A 20485-nucleotide genomic window follows, 5' to 3' on the forward strand; every position below is an offset into this window, starting at 1 on the left:
CCACTTCAAATAGTTAAATTAGCAACCTGTGTTTCGTATTTAACTACTGCGCAGGCTGCGTTGCGATCGGTTCATTTGCCGGAGCGGCACCGGATGCCGCCGAAGATTGAGTTGCCGATCGAGTTGATGGTGGTGTTGCCGATGCGACGGGCTTGGAGGCTGGCTGCGGCGCAGACGGCGTAATCACCTGCGCACTCGGACGCGGCAATTCGGTCAAAGACGGCGCAACTGCCGACGATGCCGTTGCACCGGAAGGTGCCGCAGGCGCGGCGGCAGGAAGATTGGCAGCATCCAGATTGATATTGCCCTCACCAACCTGATCCACAACCGATGATCCGCGCTGGGACATATTGCCAACAATGGTTAAGCCAATCGAATTGGCAAAAAACAGGATGGCCAGAATGGATGTTGCTCGCGTCAGGAAATTGCCTGCACCGCGCGCCGACATGAACCCCGACGGGCTGCCCCCCATACCCAACGCGCCGCCTTCGGAACGCTGAATCAGCACCAGACCAACCAGCGCGAGACAGATAATGATCTGAACGGTGAGCAAAATACCAAATAACATGAGCCGTTTTAATCCTTGGGCGCAGTCCGCCACATGCGTGAGCGCGCAATCTTTGCGCCCCATTAGCACTGCCACACTGATTTTTCCAGAGCCGAAACCGATCCGGCAACAGTTTTATGACTTCAGTTCGTGAACTAAAGGCGCGCTGTGGATTATCTTAAGGAAATCCGCGGCCTTAAGCGATGCGCCGCCAACCAAAGCGCCGCCGACACCCTCAAGCCTCAACACCTCTGCGGCATTGTCCGGCTTGACCGATCCGCCGTACAGAAGATGGGGTTTGAATTCATCACCAAAACGCTCAGAAATTACCCGGCGTATCAGGGCAAAAGCATCAATAATTTGATCATCCGTCGCAATCATCCCTGTACCAATGGCCCAGACGGGCTCATAGGATACATGAAACGCCTTACCGATCAGGTCGTCGGGCAAGCTGTCACGCAGTTGCTTTGACAAAACCGCATGTGTAAGCCCTTCTTTGCGTTGCTCCAGCGTCTCACCAACACAAATAAGCGGTTCAAGACCGGCCTTCACTGCCGCGCGGGCTTTTAATGCTACCAGTTCACAAGCTTCTTTATGCCCGTGCCGACGCTCCGAGTGCCCCAGCAGCACCATACGTGCGCCTGCATCAAGCAATTGAGCGGCAGAGACATCACCAGTATAGGCCCCATTATCTTCGTGGTGGCAGTCTTGCCCCCCAAGTAAAATGTGACTATCGGGCCCAAGAGCCTCGGACATAGCATGTAATAAGGTAAATGGAGGAAATACAGCAATTTTGACAACGCTGTCAGAGCTGCCCTCGGCAATGGCGCGAGCTTCGTCTAATGACGATAAAAGCCCGTTCATCTTCCAGTTGCCGGCGATCAGGGTATGTGAGGTCATAAAAATTCTTTAAATTAGCAGGTGCAGCAATTAAAGCCAAAAACGATTAAAAACCGGAAAACAAATAAATTCCTATTGTTACAAATTCCTGTATCACTCTTGTATTAAGGGCATTCGTGAGACGGTATGGTAAAAACTGTCTTGAATCTGCCGCACTTCCTCCTTTATATCACGCCCAACTGGCTTTCGGATAAATACCAAGCGCCTGAGTGCGTAAGGAAGCCGTCAATTTTACTAAGGTCTGGGCTTTCATGATCAACGGGTTTCGCGCTTTCACCAAGACCTGGACATTTAAAATCCTGATGGGCATTCTGGCGCTCAGCTTTGTCGTGGTCGGAGGCAGTCAGTTGGATGTCCTGTCGGCCGCAAGCGGCAATAGTGTCATCAAGGCCGGGTCGCGCGAAGTCAGCGCACAAGATTTCTCAAAGGCCTTTGATAACTACAAAAAAGGCGCTCAGGAACAATCCGGCAAGGCCGTCACCAATGAAGAGGCGGTGAACGAAGGCCTGCATGTGCGTATTCTCGAAGAGATGGCCAGCATGGAATCGCTGTCGTCTTACCTCGAAAAGGCGGGCATTAAACCATCAGCCAAGATGGTCGTTGACCAGATCAGCAAATATCCAATGTTTTTCGATTCGATCACCAATCGGTTTGATAAGGATAAGTATACCCAGTTTCTGGGCCAGCAGGGCCTGACCGAGACCAAGTTCGAGCAGTTGATCCGCGACGATATTGCCGCCAATCACTTTGGTAACGCCGCCGCTGCGGGCCTCAAACTGCCGCGCGTTTATGGGGCCCTCGCCGCTTCCTTTGGCATGGAAAGCCGCGACGTCAGCCTGTTTATCCTGTCACCTGCCAATGTTGAACAGCCTGCCCAGCCCAATGATGCGCAATTGACAGCGTTTTATAACGAAAACAAGGAGCGTCTGCGTCGTCCTGAGTTCCGTCAGTTTTCGCTGGTGACTTTTGCGCCCAAAGATCTGTTGGCCTCGATTACGATCGATGAAGCTGAGCTAAAAAAACGCTACGAATTTAAACGCGACACACTATCGCAAGCTGAAACCCGCACACTCGTGCAAATTTCCGCCAAGGATGCCAAGGCAGCCGCGACGGCTGTAGCGGCACTGAAGGCCGGACAATCCTCTGAGGCCGCCGCAAAAGCTGCAGACGGCGAAGTCGTGAACTATGATAACAAACCCAAGACCGCGATCCCTGACAAAAAGATAGCTGACGCCGCCTTCTCGCTTGCCAGCGGCGCCGTGTCCGCCCCCATTCAGGGCGATCTCGGCTATGCTGTGATCAAGGTCATCAGCATCACGGCGGGATCTGTCCCAAGCTTTGATGCGGTCAAGCCTCAATTGACCGAAGAATACCGTCAGGAAAAGGCCACCGAAATTGTCTATGAACGTGTCGAAGCTTTTGAAAAGGCCCGCGGCGCAGGCGACAGCATCGAAACGGCAGCCAAAAAGCTCAATCTGAGCATAGTCAACCTGCCGCCTATGACCGCAGAAGGTCAGGCCGTAAATGGTCAAAACTATGCCCAGTTCGCACCGGTCATCAAAGTAGCCTTCGATCAGCCCAAAGGTGGTGAATCCGAAGTCCAGGAACTCGGCAACGGCGAATATTTTGCCGTGCGCGTAAATGAAGTCGTACCGTCTGAAGTGCCCGCACTAGATCAGGTCAAGCCGCAAATGGTTCAGGCCTATATGCAGCAGAAAATGATGGATGCTATCCGCATTAAGGCTGATACGTTGAGCGAACGCCTGCGTAAAGGCGAGGATTTCAAAGCTGTAGCCGCTTCAGTTAAGGCACCGGTTGAGACTCTCAAAGGACTTGATCGCCAGACCGGACAGCAAAAGGTAGGCCCCCAAATTGCCGCCCGCGTATTTTCGGCGAAAAAGGGTGACACGTTCAACGCTCAGGCCAGCGAATTCGCCTATGTCCTGGGACGCGTCGATACCGTAACCGCCCCGGAAGCCAATTCGGCGAATGTTAATTCGGTTCTGGCGCAACGCGGTCTGACACAGGCAACCTTCCGCGATGTCGAAGACATGTCGCGTTCATCGACGCGCGCCCTGCTGAAAACCAAGACCTATCCGCAAACGGCGATTAAGGCTTTGGGCGTAACCCCGCCCGCCAAGACCGATACGCCTGCGTCCACTGAAAAGAAATAAGATGAGCGCTTTGAGTTTAGAGGACGCCTTTCGGGAAGATTACGATGCCGGTCAGCCCCATGTCGTTTGCCGCCGTTTGGTAGACGATCTGGAGACGCCGGTTTCGGCTTATCTCAAGCTGGCCAAAGATAGTGAATTCGCTTTTCTGTTTGAGTCCGTTGAAGGCGGCACCCTGAAAGGGCGCTATTCCATCATAACGCTTAAGCCGGATCTGGTGTGGCGCTGTTTTGGAGATAAGGCTGAGTTGGCCGTAGGCGATGCCATAGCCAAAAATGAATACACGCCAGAAGCCTTGCCCACCCTTGAGTCTCTGCGCGCTCTGGTCAAGGCCAACCGTATGGATATTCCGGCTGACCTGCCGCCCATGGTGTCAGGACTATTTGGGGTATTCGGTTATGACCTGATCCGTTTGACTGAGCCGCTAGGGAAAGCAAATCCTGACCCGCTGGGTTTGCCGGATGCGGTCATGGTGCGTCCGTCGGTCATCTGCGTGTTTGACAATGTCTCCAACGAAATCCTTATCGCCAGCCCGGTTTGGCCAGGCGATAAAAACGCGTCGCAAGCCTATGCCGATGCCGTAGCCCGTATCGATCAGGTCGAAACCGACCTGCGCGTAGCCCTGCCCAGTCGCGATAAACCGCAAGCCCGCGTCCAGCCCCCCTTAGCATCGCCGACGTCGCCAGAGCGATACTGCGAAATGGTTGAGGCATCTAAGGAATACATCGCCGCCGGTGATATTTTTCAGGTAGTCCCAAGCCATCGTTTCGAAGCAACGTTTGACGTCGATCCGTTCGCTTTCTATAGATCTCTGCGCCGGCAGAACCCTTCGCCATACCTGTTTTACCTCAATTTCGGTAACTTCCAGATGGCCGGATCAAGCCCGGAAATACTGGTGCGTATCCGTGATGGAAAGCTGACGATCCGTCCGATAGCAGGTACACGGCCACGCGGTAAAACCGTTGAGGAAGACAATGCCTTAGAGCAAGAACTTCTCAACGACCCTAAAGAGATCGCTGAGCATTTGATGTTGCTTGATTTGGGCCGCAATGATGTCGGCCGGGTGGCTAAACCGGCCACAGTTCGTGTTACTGAAAAATTTGTCATCGAGCGCTACAGCCATGTCATGCACATTGTATCTAACGTCGAAGGCGATACGCCGGATGACATAGATCCGGTTGATGCCCTGCTTGCCGCCCTGCCCGCGGGTACTCTGTCCGGTGCGCCAAAGGTGCGTGCCATGGAGATCATCGACGAACTGGAAGACGTCAAGCGCGGCGTCGCCTATGCAGGCGGTGTGGGCTATATCTCAAGCTCAGGTGCGACCGATATCTGCATAGTGTTGCGTACGGCCTTGTTCAAAGACCAGAAAGTCTATGTTCAGGCCGGTGCGGGCGTAGTCGCCGACAGCGTCCCCATAAACGAATATAATGAAACGGTTCACAAGGCGGGAGCGCTAATTCGTGCCGCCGCCGAAGCCTGGCATTATGTTTAGACGCTAAGCCTGAAAATTATTTTTTACTTTCGCCAGCCGCCAGTTCGTCTTCGCTCAACGGCACAGCCTCATTGACACCTTCAATGGGTAAGGGACTGGCTGATAGTTCAAAGCCACCTGCGGGTACCTGAACCACCATGGCTTTGGGAGTTAGATTCGCTTGATCATCTTCGGTCGGCGGAGCCTCATTCGACACCGAACTGCGCGTACGCTCCCACCCCGGCCCCATGATAATAGCGGCCGCCAGCATAAGCGCCGTCGCAGCAAAAGCGATTGAAGACAGTAACGCTGATTTTAAGGAAGCTGGCTTTTGGGGCTGTGGGGACAAGAGTCTACGTGCCCGCTTCAGTCTGGCGTCCACAACATTATCCGTCAGGGTCATATTGTCAGGCATGATGTATCCGAATCAGAAATAATTCCTGATATTTAAACATGAAATGACTGAACTGTATCGGTTATCACTTGGCGCAATCGACCTTAAGCCCTATGTAGATGACGACATTTTGCCCGGAGCCTTCTGAATGATCCTGGTTATCGATAATTACGACAGCTTTACCTACAACCTTGTTCACTACCTGGCTGAACTCGGCGCCGAAACCAAGGTATTCCGAAATGATGCCTTGAGTGTTCAGGACGCTCTGGCCATGGGCCCAAAGGCGATATTGCTGTCCCCCGGCCCCTGCGCACCAGATCAAGCCGGTATATGCTTGCCGCTTCTTCGCGCCGCCCCTGAAGACCTTCCGATACTAGGCGTATGTCTCGGCCATCAGGCGATCGGCCAAGCATTCGGCGGAGATGTCATTCGCGCCAAAGCTCTGATGCATGGCAAGACCAGTCAAATACATCACAAAAATATAGGTCTTTTCAAAGACCTGCCCAATCCGTTTACAGCGACACGTTACCATTCTCTCGCGGTCAAGCGTGAGACATTACCCACGGAACTGGAAGTGACCGCCTGGACCGAAGACGGAGAAATCATGGGCGTTCAACATAAAACGCGCCCTATCCACGGCGTTCAGTTTCACCCGGAATCCATAGCCACCGAAGGCGGCCATCAGATTTTGGCCAACTTCCTCGATATGGCAGGCATCCCCAGCAGCAATCTCTATGTCTGACAGTTTTAAGCCTTTATTGTCAAAACTGGCAGATGGCGCGACCTTATCAGAAGCCGATGCCGAGACCTTCTTTTCCGCGTGCCTGCGCGGAGAACCGACCCCGGCCCAAATCGCCGCGGCCGTTACGGCGATACGCTTGCGCGGCGAGACTGTCGGTGAAATCGCGGCCTGTGCCCGCGCTATGCGGGCGGCGGCTAAACGGTTAGAGCACAATTATGATGTCATCGATGTTTGCGGCACGGGTGGCGACGGCCTACATACGCTCAACATATCTACCGCTGTCGGCTTTGTCGCCGCAGGCGGCGGCCTAAAGATAGCTAAGCACGGCAACCGCGCCGTCACGTCTAAATCCGGCACCGCAGACGTATTGGCAGCACTAGGTGTCAATATTGATGCATCGATCGAGCAGCAAAAGCAGGCCCTCGACGAAGCCGGAATATGTTTCCTGTTTGCCCCTGCCCACCACGGTGCCATGAAACATGTTGCCCCGATAAGGCAACAACTTGGCTTTCGCACCATTTTCAATTTGTTGGGCCCCTTAACCAATCCGGCAGGTGCCAAACGTCAGGTGGTCGGCGTTCCCGCACCTCGATTCGTTGAGCCCATCGCCAAAGCGCTGGGCATGCTGGGGGCCGAAAGAGCCTGGTCTGTACATGGAGCGGGCCTTGATGAACTGACTACAACCGGCGAGACCGAGGTTGCTGAATGGCGCGACGGTCAGGTGAGGCTGTTCACTATCACACCGGAAGCCGTTGGCCTACCGCGCGCTTCTTTGGCGGATATCACAGGCGGCACACCCGACGTAAATGCGGCGGCCCTGTCTGATCTTTTAAACGGAGCTAAAGGCCCTTATCGCGATATAGTGCGCCTCAATGCCGCAGCCGCGTTTCTTGTCGCCGATAAGGTTGAAACCTTAAGAGACGGCGTAGAGCTTGCCGCATCAGTTCTCGATTCCGGTAAGGCCAAAGTTGCACTTGATAGACTAGTCACCATTACGAATACTGAAGTTTTACATGACTGATATTCTTGAGAAAATCGCAGCATATAAACGTGAAGAGGTGGCGCAGCGGCGCCGGGAGACTTCCGACAGCGATATCGAATCTCGTATCCGTGACATAGGCTCTACGCGCGGTTTCGCCACCGCCCTAAAGACTGATAAGCGTCCAGGCAGCCTGAGCCTTATTGCTGAGATCAAAAAAGCCAGCCCGTCAAAAGGCTTGATCCGTGAAGATTTCAATCCCCCAGAACTGGCGCGCGCCTACGCTGCTGGCGGTGCCTCATGCTTATCGATTTTGACTGACGGCCCTAGCTTCATGGGCGACGAATCACACTTTGTGGCCGCAAGAAATGCAGTAACCCTGCCCTGTATACGCAAAGAATTTCTCGTCGATACCTGGCAGGTCGCGGAATCGCGCGGCTACGGAGCCGACGCTATTTTAGTCATCATGGCGATGGTGGATGACGCCTTGGCAAGCGATCTAATAGCGGCTGCGCAACACTATAAAATGGATGCCCTGGTTGAAGTTCATGATGCCAATGAGATGAGCCGCGCCCTTAAACTTAAGTCCAACCTTATCGGTGTAAATAATAGAAACTTAAGAAATTTTGAGATCGATATATCAACCACTGAGAGCTTATCCCGGATGGTGTCACCGGATCATATACTGGTTGCTGAAAGCGGTATTTTTACTGTCGACGATGTCATCCGCCTTGAAGCCACAGGCGCTTGCGCCATGTTGGTAGGGGAAAGTTTGATGCGTCAGGCTGATGTTACACAGGCCGCAAAAAAACTTTTATCATTAGCTTGACATTAACCTGGAACACTTACAGAACATCTGATATAAGTTCATGACTTGTTCACGCCGAAGCCATTGCGGATCTGGGTGAACACAGAACCCACAGGTGGTATATGCTGACGACCAAACAACGCGAACTTTTAATGTTCATCCATGAACGCATCAAGGAAAGTGGTGTTTCACCTTCCTTTGATGAAATGAAAGAAGCGTTGGATCTGGCTTCAAAGTCGGGTATCCACCGTCTGATAACAGCGCTTGAAGAACGCGGTTTCATTCGCAGGCTGGCGCATCGGGCCAGAGCGCTTGAGGTCATTAAGCTCCCTGATCAGGCAACAACCGCCGCACCGCCGAAGGGACGACAAAACTTTGTGCCTCATGTGGTCGAAGGTTCAAAACCTCAACCCGCGGCGAAACCTGTTATGGAAGATGGCCGCGAATTGCCCTTATTGGGTAAAATAGCTGCCGGTGTACCTATTGAAGCCATGGGGCAGGAGCGTGATCGATTACGCATACCAGAAGCGATGCTGGGGGCCGGTGAGCATTATATTCTGGAGATTGAAGGCGACTCCATGATCAATGCCGGTATCTTAAACGGTGATTACGTCATTATCAAAAAAACCGATACTGCGCAATCTGGCGAAATTGTCGTGGCGCTTGTTGACGGCGATACCGCAACCTTAAAGCGTCTACGGAAAAAAGGCGCTTCGATTGCATTGGAAGCTGCAAATCCTGCCTACAAAACCCGCATATATAATACCGATGAAGTGGCCGTTCAGGGCCGCCTGGTTGGTCTATTACGTAAGTACCATTAACGAACCCATGGGCGATCTCCACGGCTCACTTCGCTGCCTTTTATCAGCCATTGATTGCCCTGCCTGCTGAGTTCCAAGGCCCCAAGTGATGCAATATCATCCCGGTCAATTCGATTGATTTTCGCGCAAATTTGCGGCCATTCGGCGATCTCAGCGCGTGAAATGACCAATTCACTAGACTGGCACAGCCTGATTATAACTTCCACTTTAGGAGGCTTATTCCCAAACCAGAAGCCAATTTTATGAACAGCTTGGGGTTTGGGAACACATAACAGTCCCTTACAATCGTAGTTGTGTGGCAGTCCGGTTTCCCTGTCATCTTTCAGGCCATAATGGCGCAGCCAGTGTTCATAACCATACTGTTTAACCTTCGGCCGTAAAACGTAAGCCACAGTTCTATCACTTATGGCGGCATTGGCGCCTTGAGGATCAATCCATACATCCGGCGGATGTGTTCGTGGCCACACAATTATACTGATGGCCGCGATTAAACCCACCCAGCGCACACGCCCTCGTATCAGGCAAAGCCACAGTATGCCTGCAAATGAAATCAAAAGAACATAATCCGGCGCACTGGGCATGATCCTGACGGCACCATCCAGGGATGCCGTCCACGCCGATATCTTATCGGTCAACATAAGCCCAGCACCCGCTATATACATAAACGGAGCTGCCAGCGGGGTGGCCTGCAAAACGGTCCATAGAGCCAACGCCGGCATCAGCATGAAACTGGATATGGGGGATGAAAGCAGGTTCGATATCATCCCGTAAACGCTAATGCGGTTGAAATAATGCAATGAAAACGGGGTCGTGGCCGCACCCGCAACCAGTGATGCCATGAGCGATAACCAGATAGCGCGGCCCATGTTCTGAACTGCCCGCACGGCCCATGGCACGCTAATTTCCTTTATGAGCGGCTTTTGTGCCTCCGCCAGAGCCAAAAGGGCGGCGGTCGCTGCAAAGGACATCTGAAACCCCGGCTCAATAACCGCCTCTGGCATCAGCGCCAGAACGATTACGGCCGCTATAGCTAAAGACCTCAGACTCAAGGCCCGACGATCAACAATAACCGCCATGAAAACGATGATGGCGACTACGGCGGCCCGGATAGCTGGTGCCGGTGTACCTGACAGAGCCAGATAGGCCAGCACCCCTATAATGGCTAACCACGCCGCCCACTTTTTGATCGGATACTTCAGCGTCAGTGCTGGCGACAAAGCCAAAAGGGCTCGGCTGGCGAAAAAGATAAATCCTCCGACAATCGCCATATGCAGGCCAGATATAGAAAGAATATGCGCCAATCCGGAGTCGCGCATGTCCTGTACCATACGCGGCGAAAGGTAGGCTTGATGGCCCGTTACCAAAGCCGCAGCAAAGCCACCTAACGCCTGTCCGTCCGGAAATTTGTCTTTTAGATCCTCTACAAGATTACGGGTTATAGTCCAGCGTAGCCGATTAAGCCCCATCATGAGTGACAACCTCAGCCGCGGTCTAGTCTGATCTGCGATGCGTAGCTTACCGGGAACGAACCCCACTGCCCCTAAACCATCGAACCACGCCGCACGAGCGAAATCATATCCGCCCGGCATAAAGGGGCGTGACGGTGGATTTAGAATCATAAAACCGCGCACGGCCTGCCCCGGTTTGATATTTATATCGGCGGGCCATTGTCGCAAGGTAACCCTAATGCGAAGCGGCGTGTCTGCTGCCTGCACCCCGTCTATTCGTATCGGGGCCAGCAAAAGTCTGGGGGCCTCACTGTCGCTTGAAACCACATCTACGACATAAGCGGTTACATTGTATTGGTTTTTTGAAGCATCTATGACAGGTGCAGCGACATTTTCCGTCCTAGTTTTACACAAAATTATTCCGGCTAAAAATACCACAAAAATCAAAGTAAAATTAGTTATATACGCCGATATATTCAGTTTTCTAATGAACCAAAAGATTGCAGATGCAATCCCCGCCAGTACCCAGACACTCCACCATGAAGGCTCAAATTTCAGATGAAGATAGGTCGCACATCCCGCCCCCAGGGCGACGGGTAACCACAAAAAGAACCGGCCTCTTTGTAATGCTAAAGCCTCAACCAAAGAGGATAGTATCTTTTTAGGCAGATTTAACGACATCCACGACCATATCTGTTTCAAATAGATTGTCATTTTAGCTGATATACGTCTCAAAAAGACTGGTGGTGGTTCGTAAGGTGGTTATAAGGACGCACACCCTTCCGCTCAGTTCAAGTTCAAGATCATGTCCGATACCTTATCCCCCGACGTTGTGACCCGCTTTGCCCCTTCACCCACGGGTTATCTGCATATCGGCGGAGCGCGCACAGCCCTGTTTAACTGGCTTTATGCAAAAGCCAAAGGGGGGCGCTTTCTGATACGAATCGAAGATACCGATCGTGAGCGTTCGACGCCAGAGGCTGTGGAAGCCATTTTTGAGGGCTTGAACTGGCTAGGGCTCAATACAGACGAAGAGATCGTTTTTCAGTCCTCTCGTGAACCGCAGCATAAGCAAGTGGTCCAGTCCCTGTACCAATCTGGCCACGCCTATGCCTGCTTCATGACACCTGAAGAAACCGAAGCCGCGCGTGAAACCGCACGCGCATCAGGCCAAGCCCTACGCTCGCCGTGGCGGGACCGTGTGCCAACCGCAGAACAACTCGCGACACCCCACGTCATCCGCTTCAAGGGCCCGCTTGACGAGCCACTTGTCATCAACGATGCCGTGCAGGGGAAAGTCAGCTTTAACACCAAAGACATGGACGACCTGATCCTGCTGAGATCAGATGGAACTCCGACTTACAATCTTGCCGTTGTGGTGGACGACCATGATATGGGAGTCACCCACGTCATCAGAGGCGACGACCATCTGAATAATGCCGCGCGTCAGGCCCTTATCTACAAGGCCGCAGGATGGAATGTACCAGTCTTTGCGCATATCCCGCTGATCCATGGTCCAGACGGCGCCAAACTCAGCAAGCGCCATGGTGCTCAGGCCGTTGGAGATTATCAGGGCCTTGGTTACCTGCCCGAAGCCATGCGCAATTATTTGGCGCGGTTGGGGTGGTCTCACGGAGACGATGAAATTTTCAACGATCAACAGATGATTGACTGGTTCGACATTAAGGACATCAATAAAGCCCCTGCCCGTCTGGACTTCGATAAACTCAATCATGTCAATGCCCATTGGATAAGGGAGTGTGAGCCGAAGCGTCTTTTGATACTGGTTCACGATGACCTGATCTCACGCGGTGTAGCTATCGATGCCCGTTCAGCGGAAATCATTGAGCGCACCCTGCCTCTGATCGTAGAGCGGGCGGTTAAAATCACTGATTTTGCCGATCTTCTGGCCTTCGCTTTAGCGAAACGTCCGTTTCAGATCGATGAAAAAACGAAAAAACTTTTGACCGAAGAAACATTCGATCGTCTTTCACGTCTTCACGAAAATTTGTTGTCTTTAAGTGACTGGTCCGTCGGTTCACTTGATGTAACTTTGAAAAATTTCGTTGAAAATGAAGGAGTTGGGTTCGGAAAGATCGGCCCTGCGCTGCGGGGAATACTGTCCGGCGGACACCCTGCCCCCGACATTTCGCGCATTTTGGCCGCCCTTGGCAAAAGCGAAGGCCTCGCACGACTTAAGGATGGTCTTTTCAAATAGATCGCATGTTTATATATGAGGACACCGCATTTAGGTTGCGATGCACATAAACAATAAGAGGTGAAGCAATTCATGACCCAAACTACCAATCCCGCTAAAATTACCGTCGGCGATAAGGTCATAGATTTGCCGGTACAAAAGGGCACGCTGGGCCCTGATGTGATCGACATTCGTAAACTGTACGCTGAATCTGACGCCTTTACCTACGATCCGGGCTTTACCTCCACGGCTTCCTGCGAGTCCAAGATCACCTTTATCGATGGCGATAAGGGTATATTGCTGCACCGCGGTTATCCGATTGATCAACTGGCTGAAAAATCAAACTTTATAGAAACCTGCTACCTGTTGCTGCACGGCGAACTGCCATCAGCTTCGGCGTTTGAAGAGTTTGAGACGACCATCACCCGTCACACCATGTTGCATGAGCAATTCGACCGCTTCTTCTCCGGCTTCCGCAGAGACGCTCACCCTATGGCGATCATGACGGGTGCCGTTGGTGCCCTGTCGGCATTTTACCACGACAGCCTTGATATTCAGGATGAAAAGCAGCGCGAAATTTCAGCACATCGCCTGATCGCGAAAATGCCGACGATTGCGGCCCGTGCCTATAAGTACAGCGTCGGTCAACCCTTTGTTTATCCAAAGAACGACCTGTCCTATTCAGAAAACTTCCTGCGCATGTGCTTTGCCGTGCCGGCCGAAGATTATGAAGTGAACCCGATTCTAGCCAAGGCTATGGATCGCATCTTCATCCTCCATGCTGATCATGAACAGAACGCTTCGACCTCTACGGTACGTCTAGCAGGGTCTTCGGGTGCAAACCCGTTTGCCTGCATTGCCGCTGGCATCGCCTGCCTGTGGGGACCGTCTCATGGTGGTGCTAACGAAGAAGCGCTCAACATGCTCAAGGAAATTGGCACGGTCGATAAGATCCCTGAGTTCATCCAGGGCGTCAAAGACCGTAAGTACAAGCTGATGGGCTTTGGTCACCGCGTCTATAAGAACTACGATCCACGCGCCAAGGTGATGCAGACGACCTGTCATGAAGTCTTGAGCGCTGTCGGTGATCCGAACGATCCACTGCTTCAGGTTGCCCGCGAACTGGAACGCATCGCGCTCTCGGATGAGTATTTCGTGTCACGCAAGCTTTACCCGAATATCGACTTCTATTCAGGTATCACCCTGTCGGCCATGGGCTTCCCGACAACCATGTTCACCGTGCTGTTTGCCCTGGCCCGCACCGTGGGCTGGATCGCTCAATGGAAAGAGATGATTGAGGACCCATCGCAAAAGATCGGCCGGCCGCGTCAACTCTATACAGGTTCAGCACAACGTGATTTTGTGCCATTATCACAGCGCGTTTAACGAAGAACTGTTCGCTATAATTAAGAAAGCGCTCCGTACCGTTACGGGGCGCTTTTTGTTGGGTAATAGGCCGTTTAATCTTCAACACCTATACGCTTTTATCGCGTCTAACCGGTCTGAAGTTTTCCGTCTGGGACATGTGGCGTATGCTAAGTGTGCATTTTAGCGGCTTCAAGCTGCACGCGCGATGCCACCCGATCAATATGGCTGCCTTCACCGGTCATATCGCGCTGACGCAGCGCCGCCAGAATGGCCGTTGAGGCATAGACGCCGGTGAACAGATCGACTACAGCGACGCCTACCTTTTGCGGCTCACGGTGCGGCTCCCCGGTAATATCCATCAGGCCCGACATACCCTGAATGATGTAGTCATAGCCCGCGCGGTGGGCATAGGGCCCGTCCTGCCCAAAGCCGGTGATCGACACATAAACCAGACGCGGATTTATGGCTTTGAGGCTATTGTAATCGAGTCCATATTTCTTTAATCCACCGACCTTGAAGTTCTCAATCAGCACATCGGCCTGTGCTACTAACTGGCGGATGCGGGCCTGTCCTTCGGGTGTGGCCATATCCAGACAGACCGAAGTTTTTCCGCGATTGGTGGCATGGAAATAGGCGGCACCCCAGACGCTGCCGTCAGTATCGTGCACAAACGGCGGGCCCCAGCCACGGGTGTCATCGCCCTCACCGGGGCGCTCGACCTTGATGACCTCGGCGCCCAGATCCGCCAGCACCTGACCGGCCCACGGCCCCGCCAGTATCCGCGCCAGTTCTAAGACCTTGATACCAGAAAGCGGTTTCAAAGTAAGGCCCCCACCACCATCTTCGCTGCGCGCGATGGTCCCCCTCCCCAGTAAACTGGGGAGGTAGAAATAGTATCATATCCCCCTGCCTTGGGCGGGGGGAAACCGGCGAAGCCGGAGGGGGGGAGGTCTTGGCTGGCCATCAAAAGCATCCGATTAATAGAAGGCCTGCAGGCCCGTCTGCGCCCGACCCAGGATGAGGGCATGGACATCGTGGGTGCCCTCATAGGTATTGACGCTCTCCAGGTTCTGGGCGTGGCGCATGACGTGGTATTCTTCGTGGATGCCGTTGCCGCCGTGCATGTCGCGCGCATGGCGGGCAATATCGAGCGCCTTGCCGCAGTTGTTGCGCTTGATCAGGCTAATCATCTCCGGCTGCATTTGTCCGGCGTCAAACAGTTGCCCGACGCGCAAGGCCGCTTGCAGCCCCAAGGTGATCTCGGTCTGCATGTCGGCCAGCTTCTTCTGGAACAGTTGCGTCTGCGCCAAAGGCCTCCCGAACTGCACCCGGTCAAGGCCATACTGCCGCGCCCGATGCCAGCAGTCTTCCGCCGCCCCCATCACGCCCCAGGCAATGCCATAACGCGCCCGATTGAGACACCCAAACGGCCCTTTCAGGCCGGAGGCATCGGGAAAAATCGCGTCGTCTCCGACCTCGACATTGTCCATTACAATCTCGCCGGTGATCGAGGCGCGCAAGGACAGCTTACCGTGGATTTTCGGCGCAGACAGGCCGTGCGAGCCCTTATCCAGCACAAAGCCGCGGATCACCCCGTCGAGCTTGGCCCAGACTACAAACACATCAGCGATCGGTGAGTTCGATATCCACATCTTGGTGCCGTTGAGGACATAACCGCCGTCAACTTTACGCGCCACAGACCGCATCGAACCGGGGTCAGACCCTGCGTCGGGTTCAGTCAGGCCAAAGCAGCCGATCCATTCGCCTGACGCCAGCTTGGGCAGGTATTTCTGCTTTTGGGCTTCAGAGCCATAGGCATGGATCGGATACATGACCAGCGACGACTGCACGCTCATCATCGAGCGATAGCCGCTATCGACCCGCTCGACCTCGCGCGCGATCAGGCCGTAGGCGACATAACTGGCCCCCGCCCCGCCAAATTCTTCCGGCAAGGTCGCGCCTAACAATCCGCGCTGACCCATCTCGGTGAAAATAGCGCGGTCGGTGTCTTCTTCGGCATAGGCGCGCAAAACCCGCGGCACCAATGACGATTGCGCATAGTCATGGGCCGCGTCACGGATCATACGTTCTTCGTCGGACAACTGCGCGTTCAAAAGGAACGGGTCGCTCCAGTCGAACGCACTCATGCTGCCAATGCCTGTTCCAGCAAGGCCATGCCTTCGTCAAACACCACTTCTGAAATGGTCAGCGGCATCAAAAAGCGCAGGGTTTCCCCGTAAATCCCGCACGATATCTGGATCAAACCCAGTTCCAGCGCTTTCGCCGTCACCCGCTTGGTGGCTTCACCGTCAGGTTCATTACCGCCGCGCACCTTAACCAGATCGAAGGCCATCATCGCCCCTAAGCCCCGGATATTGGCGATCGGCAGCAGGTCTTCACGTCCGGCCCAGGCTTCAAAACGTGCCTGCATCCGTGCGCCTAACACCTCTGATTTGGTCAGCAAATCCTCATCGGCGATCACCTGCTGCACGGCCAGCGCCGCCGCACATGATAGTGGTGATCCGCCAAAGGTTGACCCCAGACCACCGGGATCGACAGTGTCCATGATTTCGGCGCGGCCCAGAACCCCCGATAGCGGGAACCCGCCCGACATGGATTTGGCCATGGTGATCAGGTCAGGCTCAACGCCCGCATGTTCAATGGCGAACATCTTACCTGTCCGCCCAAAGCCAGTCTGAACTTCATCAATAATCAACTTGATACCATGGGTGTCGCACAGCCCGCGCAAGGCCTTAAGCAACTCCGGCGGCGTGACGTGGAACCCGCCCTCGCCCTGCACCGGTTCGATGATGATGGCGGCGATACGCGACGGTTCGACATCGGCGCGGAACAGGGTGTCCAGTGCTTTCAGGCTATCCTCAACCGTCACCCCGTAATGGGCAACCGGAAACGGCACATGCCACACTTCGGACGGCATGATGCCGAACTGCTTCTTATAGGGCGTGACCTTGCCCGTCAGGGCCGAGGTCATCAGGGTGCGGCCATGAAACGCGCCAGAGAAAGCAATCACACCCGAACGGCCGGTCGCAGCCCGCGCGATTTTCACCGCGTTTTCGACGGCTTCGGCGCCTGTGTTGAAAAAGATGGTCTTGGCCGGGCCTTTGAACGGCGCCAACGCGTTTAGAGCCTCGGCCAGCGCCACATAGGGCTTATAGGGCAAGACCTGAAAACAGGTGTGATGAAAGGACTTAAGCTGGGCTTCGACCGCCGCGATGATGAGCGGGTGGTTATGGCCGGTGTTCAAAACGGCAATGCCGCCAACGAAATCAATATACCGCCTACCCTCCACGTCCCAGATCTCGGCGTTGAGCGCGCGAGCGGCGAAGACGCCGCTGGCATTGGCAACGCCTCTGGGGATGGCGTTCAGGCGGCGCTGCATCAGGTCAGAATTGCTCATCATGCCACCGCTATCGCTTCGATTTCCACTTTCCAGCGCTCATCATAAAGCCCGCACAGCGCCAGCGTCATGGTCGGCGCGATCTCAAGCCCCAGCACGTCCTTGCGCACCGAAATCATCTCCGGGATGTAGGCGCGGTCCGTCAGATAGGTCGTGACCTTGGTCAGGTTGGCCAGCGATAGCCCTGCGTCCTTAAGCTGGGTCTCGACATTGCCCCAGGCCAGACGGATCTGCTCAGCCGTATCTTCGGGGACATTGCCCGCCGCATCGACAGGCCCCTGCCCGCTGACGAAGACGAGGGTTTGCGCGTTTTCGACACGGTTGGTCTGCGCCCAGCCGGTGCCGGTGGGATTAATCGGTGTTTTTTTCATGATGGGTTCCTACAAACCGATAGCCAGATATTTAATTTCGGTGAAGTCTTCGAGGCCGTAACGGGAGCCTTCGCGGCCCACGCCGGATTCTTTGACGCCGCCAAACGGGGTCGCCGGATTGGACGACAAGACCTCATTGGCCCCGACCATGCCGTATTCCAGCGCTTCGGCTACGCGGAAGATGCGCCCGATATCGCGCGCCCAGAAATAGGCCGCCAGACCGTAAGGCGTGTCATTGGCCAGTTTGATAACCTCGTCCTCGGTCTCAAACTCATAGAGCGGGGCGACGGGGCCGAAAATCTCAGCCGTCGCCAGTTCCATATCGGGTGTGATGCCAGTCAGGATCGTCGGGGCATAAAAATTGCCGCCGCGGTCATGGCGCGCGCCCCCCAGTTCAGCCGTCGCCCCCTTGTCGAGCGCGTCCTTGACCAGACCGGAAACCTTATCAATCGCGGCGGTATTAATCAGCGGCCCGATGCGGGTGTTACCGTCCAGACCATCCCCGACCGGCAGAGCTTCGACGGCGGCCTTCAAGCGTTTGGCAAACTCAGCCGCCACACTTTTTTGCACGTAAAACCGGTTAGCCGACACGCAGGTCTGACCGGCATTACGCAGTTTGGCCGCGATTGCCCCCGCTACAGCCGCATCCAGATCGGCGTCGTCAAACACGATAAACGGCGCATTGCCGCCCAGTTCCAGCGACAGCTTTTTGAGCGTGCCCGCGCACTGTTGCATCAGCAGTTTCCCCACCCGCGTTGAGCCGGTGAAGGAGATTTTGCGCACATCGGGGTGGGAGGTCAGCACACCGGCCACTTCGGGCGCAGAGGATGCCGTGACGATATTGATGACACCGTCCGGGAACCCGGCTTGTTCGGCCAACATGGCCAGAACCAGGGCCGACAAAGGCGTGTCTTCGGCGGGCTTGATGACAATGGTGCAGCCGGCCGCCAGCGCTGGAGCGACTTTGCGCGTGATCATGGCTGACGGGAAATTCCACGGCGTGATCGCGCCCACAACGCCAACCGGCTGCTTGATGACCAGACAGCGTTTATCGGGCGCGTGCGACGGGATGACATCGCCGTAAAGCCGCTTACCCTCTTCGGCAAACCATTCGATAAAGTTGGCGCCGAACGTGACTTCGCCGGTGGCCTCAGTGATGGGCTTGCCCTGTTCCAGCGTCAGAAGCTGACCCAGCGCGTCCTTGCGTTCATAGATCAGGCCGTGCCAGCGGCGCATGATGGCGGCGCGTTCAATGGCTGTTTTCCTGGCCCAGGCCGGAAAGGCGGCGGATGCTGCGGCAATCGCAGCTTCGCAATCGGCGGCCGTCATATCGGCCACGTCAGCGATTTTGGCACCCGTGGCCGGATTGTAAACCGCGAAGGTCTTTTGTGCCTTATAGCGGCCCGCAAAGGCCAGCACTTCGGTCAGTATATCCGCCGCCAGAGGGGCGATTTTGATCAGGTCATACATGTTCAGACTCCCAATTTTTTGGCAGTGGCGTCGAGCGCGCGGCCAAGGATGTCGACGGTTTGGTCAACCTCGGCATGGGTGTAGATCAGCGGCGGACTAAGCACGATCGACGGTCCCACGGCGCGCACGATCAGGCCCTCATTATAGCAATAGTCGCGACAGAAAATGCTGGCATTATCCGTCAGGGTCGGCAGTTCGCGCGTGTCTTTGTTTTTAACCAGTTGCAGAGCGGCCATCATGCCGATCCCGCGCCGCTCACCGACGATCGGACTGCTATCGACCAGCTTATCGAGCGCGGCCATAAAGTACGGGCCAATATCGTCACGCACCCGCGCGACTAAGCCCTCGTTTTCGATGATGTCGATATTGGCCAGCGCGACCGCACAGGCGACCGGGTGGCCGGAATAGGTGTAGCCGTGCGCCAGATGCCCGCCGTCAGCCAGCACATTGTAGACCCGGTCATGGATACCGACCGCCGCCACCGGCAGATACCCAGACGACAGGCCCTTGGCCATCGGCATGAAATCAGGCTGGATTCCCAGGGTTTGCGACCCGAACCATGATCCTGTGCGACCAAATCCGCAGATGACTTCGTCGGCAATCAGCAAAATATCGTACTGCTTACAGATGCGCTGAATTTCTGGCCAGTAGGTCGATGGCGGATCAATGACCCCGCCGGCGCCTTGAACCGGCTCACCGATAAAGGCGCAGACGTTTTCCGCACCCAATTCAAGGATTTTATCCTCCAGCGCACGGGCGGCCTTGAGGCCAAACTCGTCGCGTGACAGTCCCTCACCGTACAGATACCAGTGGGGGTGCGCGATATGCACCACCTCATTCGACACACCGCCGTCCATGGCGTGCATGTGCGGCATCCCGCCGAGTGCTGAGCCCATGACAGTTGAGCCATGATAGGCCATGGTCCGGCTGATGATCGTGCGCTTGGTGACCCGCCCCTGAAGCTGCCAGAACTGACGCGCCAGACGGGCAATGGCGTCATTGGCCTCCGACCCAGAATTGGCGAACGCGAAGTGATTGATCGTATCGGGCGTCAACCCCGCCAGACGTGCCGCCAGCTCAATCATCGGCGGCGAGGCGCTTTGGAAATGGTTGTTATAATAGGGTAGCAGCGCCATCTGGGCCGCCGCCGCGTCGCTCAGTTCACGGCGACCGTAGCCGATATTGACGCACCACAGGCCGGCCATGCAATCCAAAATCTCACGCCCGTCATTATCCCACACGGTGGAGCCTTCGGCGCGCACAATGATGCGGGAGCCTTCGCTCTCGATCAGCGTTGGATCAGTGAATGAATGCAGATGGTGGCGCGCATCCAGGGTTTGCCACTCACCGGTAGCTTTTTGCGGATTGAACATGGCG

General features: G+C 54.9%; 18 protein-coding genes. 8 read left to right on the forward strand and 10 right to left on the reverse strand.

Annotated elements, in window-relative coordinates:
- Positions 1–43: 43 nt before the first annotated feature.
- Positions 44–568: a preprotein translocase subunit SecG gene (secG, locus tag IE102_RS12795; protein WP_189487260.1), complete on the reverse strand. Its 525-nt coding sequence runs from the start codon at positions 566–568 to the stop codon at positions 44–46.
- Between the two features lie 114 nt (positions 569–682).
- The gene (gene tpiA / locus IE102_RS12800; protein WP_189487262.1) at positions 683–1447 is read right to left on the reverse strand and encodes a triose-phosphate isomerase; all 765 of its coding nucleotides are present in this window, start codon (positions 1445–1447) and stop codon (positions 683–685) included.
- A gap of 209 nt (positions 1448–1656) precedes the next feature.
- Between tpiA and IE102_RS12805 the strand changes: the two genes are divergently transcribed.
- Positions 1657–3621 (forward strand): peptidylprolyl isomerase, encoded by a 1965-nt coding sequence (locus IE102_RS12805; protein ID WP_229807742.1) that lies wholly within the window; start codon positions 1657–1659, stop codon positions 3619–3621.
- Position 3622: 1 nt separating this feature from the next.
- Positions 3623–5113: an anthranilate synthase component I gene (trpE, locus tag IE102_RS12810; protein ID WP_189487265.1), complete on the forward strand. Its 1491-nt coding sequence runs from the start codon at positions 3623–3625 to the stop codon at positions 5111–5113.
- A 16-nt stretch (positions 5114–5129) separates the two neighbouring features.
- Here the strand turns inward: trpE and IE102_RS12815 are convergent, their stop codons facing one another.
- The gene (locus IE102_RS12815) at positions 5130–5507 is read right to left on the reverse strand and encodes a hypothetical protein (RefSeq protein WP_189487267.1); all 378 of its coding nucleotides are present in this window, start codon (positions 5505–5507) and stop codon (positions 5130–5132) included.
- Between the two features lie 127 nt (positions 5508–5634).
- Here IE102_RS12815 and IE102_RS12820 point away from each other — a divergent pair, with 127 nt between their 5' ends.
- From IE102_RS12820 to lexA, 4 genes are all read left to right on the forward strand, one after another.
- Positions 5635–6228 (forward strand): anthranilate synthase component II, encoded by a 594-nt coding sequence (locus tag IE102_RS12820; RefSeq protein WP_189487269.1) that lies wholly within the window; start codon positions 5635–5637, stop codon positions 6226–6228.
- Entirely contained in the window at positions 6221–7249 is a 1029-nt protein-coding gene (trpD, locus tag IE102_RS12825) for an anthranilate phosphoribosyltransferase (RefSeq protein ID WP_189487271.1), read from the forward strand. Before IE102_RS12820 ends, trpD begins: the two co-directional genes overlap by 8 nt.
- On the forward strand, positions 7242–8036 hold the full coding sequence (gene trpC / locus IE102_RS12830; RefSeq protein ID WP_189487273.1) for an indole-3-glycerol phosphate synthase TrpC: 795 nt from the start codon (positions 7242–7244) through the stop codon (positions 8034–8036). Before trpD ends, trpC begins: the two co-directional genes overlap by 8 nt.
- A gap of 101 nt (positions 8037–8137) precedes the next feature.
- Positions 8138–8836 carry a transcriptional repressor LexA gene (lexA, locus tag IE102_RS12835; protein WP_189487275.1) on the forward strand — a complete coding sequence of 233 codons (699 nt, stop codon included), beginning with the start codon at positions 8138–8140 and terminating at the stop codon, positions 8834–8836.
- On the opposite strand, the gene IE102_RS12840 is transcribed toward lexA, so the two are convergent.
- Positions 8833–10965 (reverse strand): ComEC/Rec2 family competence protein, encoded by a 2133-nt coding sequence (locus IE102_RS12840; protein ID WP_189487277.1) that lies wholly within the window; start codon positions 10963–10965, stop codon positions 8833–8835. The genes lexA and IE102_RS12840 overlap by 4 nt on opposite strands.
- Positions 10966–11089: 124 nt before the next feature.
- On the opposite strand from IE102_RS12840, the gene gltX reads away from it, so the two are divergent.
- Both gltX and gltA read left to right on the forward strand, forming a co-directional pair.
- Positions 11090–12502, forward strand: coding sequence for a glutamate--tRNA ligase (gltX, locus tag IE102_RS12845; protein WP_189487280.1), 1413 nt, complete (start codon positions 11090–11092; stop codon positions 12500–12502).
- Between the two features lie 72 nt (positions 12503–12574).
- The gene (gltA, locus tag IE102_RS12850; protein ID WP_189487282.1) at positions 12575–13867 is read left to right on the forward strand and encodes a citrate synthase; all 1293 of its coding nucleotides are present in this window, start codon (positions 12575–12577) and stop codon (positions 13865–13867) included.
- Between the two features lie 149 nt (positions 13868–14016).
- Here gltA and IE102_RS12855 read toward each other — a convergent pair whose 3' ends face one another.
- The 6 genes from IE102_RS12855 to IE102_RS12880 form a co-directional block, all read right to left on the reverse strand.
- The gene (locus IE102_RS12855) at positions 14017–14670 is read right to left on the reverse strand and encodes a CaiB/BaiF CoA transferase family protein (protein WP_229807743.1); all 654 of its coding nucleotides are present in this window, start codon (positions 14668–14670) and stop codon (positions 14017–14019) included.
- A gap of 156 nt (positions 14671–14826) precedes the next feature.
- Positions 14827–15996 (reverse strand): acyl-CoA dehydrogenase, encoded by a 1170-nt coding sequence (locus IE102_RS12860; RefSeq protein WP_189487284.1) that lies wholly within the window; start codon positions 15994–15996, stop codon positions 14827–14829.
- On the reverse strand, positions 15993–17270 hold the full coding sequence (gene gabT, locus IE102_RS12865) for a 4-aminobutyrate--2-oxoglutarate transaminase (protein ID WP_189487286.1): 1278 nt from the start codon (positions 17268–17270) through the stop codon (positions 15993–15995). Before gabT ends, IE102_RS12860 begins: the two co-directional genes overlap by 4 nt.
- Positions 17267–17638 (reverse strand): RidA family protein, encoded by a 372-nt coding sequence (locus tag IE102_RS12870; protein WP_189487288.1) that lies wholly within the window; start codon positions 17636–17638, stop codon positions 17267–17269. Before IE102_RS12870 ends, gabT begins: the two co-directional genes overlap by 4 nt.
- Before the next feature lie 9 nt (positions 17639–17647).
- Positions 17648–19108 (reverse strand): NAD-dependent succinate-semialdehyde dehydrogenase, encoded by a 1461-nt coding sequence (locus IE102_RS12875; protein ID WP_189487290.1) that lies wholly within the window; start codon positions 19106–19108, stop codon positions 17648–17650.
- Between the two features lie 2 nt (positions 19109–19110).
- A complete protein-coding gene (locus IE102_RS12880) occupies positions 19111–20481 on the reverse strand; it encodes an aminotransferase (protein WP_189487291.1) in 1371 nt (456 codons plus the stop codon).
- Positions 20482–20485 lie beyond the last annotated feature (4 nt).

It is taken from the genome of Asticcacaulis endophyticus (genome assembly GCF_014652575.1).
GTDB classification, from domain to species: domain Bacteria; phylum Pseudomonadota; class Alphaproteobacteria; order Caulobacterales; family Caulobacteraceae; genus Asticcacaulis; species Asticcacaulis endophyticus.